This is a genomic window from Glaciibacter sp. 2TAF33, assembly GCF_052114945.1.
Taxonomy (GTDB): Bacteria; Actinomycetota; Actinomycetes; order Actinomycetales; family Microbacteriaceae; genus Cryobacterium.
Map to the genome: position 1 here is coordinate 1 of NZ_JBFRFS010000027.1, position 1,754 is coordinate 1,754.

The 1,754-nt window shown below is 68.2% G+C and carries 1 protein-coding gene; it reads left to right on the top strand.

Annotated features, from left to right (window positions below; translation table 11 throughout):
• Nucleotides 1–87 precede the first annotated feature (87 nt).
• Nucleotides 88–1,731, top strand: a complete 1,644-nt coding sequence (locus AB4Y94_RS17755) for a DUF222 domain-containing protein (RefSeq protein ID WP_441729347.1) — start codon at nucleotides 88–90, stop codon at nucleotides 1,729–1,731.
• Nucleotides 1,732–1,754 lie beyond the last annotated feature (23 nt).

Here is a 1,754-nt window from a genome sequence, read left to right on the forward strand (position 1 = left end):
CCTCCGACACCGGTTCAGGGCGGTAAATTGCCAGACCAGGGCAAAAAAGTAGTGGACTTAAGTACGAAACTCAGGTAAAATGAGGATATGACAACAACCGTCGAGGCGGCACCACCGGGAACGGGAAACACCCCCGGCACACCGGCCGCTTCGACCCTCGCCCTGCTGGAATCAGCGGAAGCGTTCGCGACCGAATGGGCCGGCGCGCTACCGGCGTTCGGAAGGGCCCAGGACACCCACGACCCCGCCCGCGACGCGGCCCGGATGGGCGAGAACGGGCTGATCCGGGTGCTCCAGGCCGGGTTCGCCCTGAAACGGCACCTCGACGCGCTGCTCACCGCCGGCGCCGGGCAACTCGCCTACCTCTCCCGGCCGGAACTCGGCGCCGAGAGCCTGGCGAAGAAAAACGGGTGGGGCACCGCGCCGGCGCTGACGGCCGAACTCGGCCGGATCACAACCGCCGAAGCGGCCCGGCTCTGCCGGGTCGGCGAAGCCACCCGGCACCGGAACACCCTGCAAGGCGAACCACTCCCGGCGCTCTGGCCGGCAGTCGCCGCGGCCGTGCACGCCGGCGACCTCGGCGTCGACTCCGCCCTGCACATCATCAGCTCCCTCGGACAGGCGTCCCCCCGCGCCGAGCGGGCCGCCGTCGACGCCGCCGAACAGGCGCTGGTCCAGTTCGGGACGGAGAACCCCGCCGACTCGGTCCGGAAACTCGCGATCCTCTGCCGGGACCGGCTCGACACCGACGGCATCGAACCCCGCGAACAGGAACTCATCAACGACCGATCCGTGCGCTACAGCACCCGAGCCAACGGGATGGAACGCCTCGAAGTGCTCCTCGACCCGCTGAGCATGAGCTACGTCCGCGCCGGCCTCGAAGGCCTCGTCGCCGACACCCTCAGAAAAGTCCGCTTCGAACACACCCCCACCACCCCCCAGCACGACGCCCCGCACCACGACCGCGGGGACGGCTGCGGGGACGGTTGCGGGGACGGCCGCGGGGACGACTGCGGAGACGGTTGCGGAGACGACTGCGGGGACGGCAAGCACGACCACTGCGGAGACAGCTGCGGAGATGACTGTGGAGACGATTGCGGGGACGGCTGTGACGAGAACCATGAGGTCCTCCCCGACCATGACACGGACGGCCGCAGCATCGAACAGATCCGCGCCGACCACCTCGTCGAGACCTTCAAACACGTCCTCGGCTGCGAGAACGCGTTCCCCGCCCTCGCCCACACCACCATCGTCGTCCGACTCGACTACGACACCCTGATCAACGACCTCGCCGCCGCCGGAATCCCCGCCACCGCCCAAATCGACGGCACCGAACAACCCATCTCCGCCGGAACAGCCCGGAAACTCGCCGCCGACGCCGACATCATCCCCCTGGTCCTCGGCGGCGACAGCGAAGTCCTCGACCTCGGCCGCGCCAGACGCCTCTTCACCCGCGCCCAGAAACTCGCCCTGATCGACCGCGACGGCGGCTGCGCCTGGTGCAACTGCAACAAACCACCCGGCTACACCGAAGTCCACCACCTCAAATGGTGGAAGAAACACGCCGGCACCACCAACCTCAGCAACGGCGTCCTCCTCTGCAGCCCCCACCACCACCTCCTCCACAGCGAAGGCTGGGACATCAAAATCATCGACAACATCCCCTGGTTCATCCCCCCAGCCAGCATCGACATCACCAGAACCCCCCGCCGCGGCGGCCGCATCCAATAACCCACCACAACCCCACCGCAAGC

What these genes read in the sequence shown, in the direction of transcription:
- AB4Y94_RS17755 (WP_441729347.1), top strand. Translation starts at nt 88, where the DNA reads ATGACAACAACCGTCGAGGCGGCACCACCGGGAACGGGAAACACCCCC.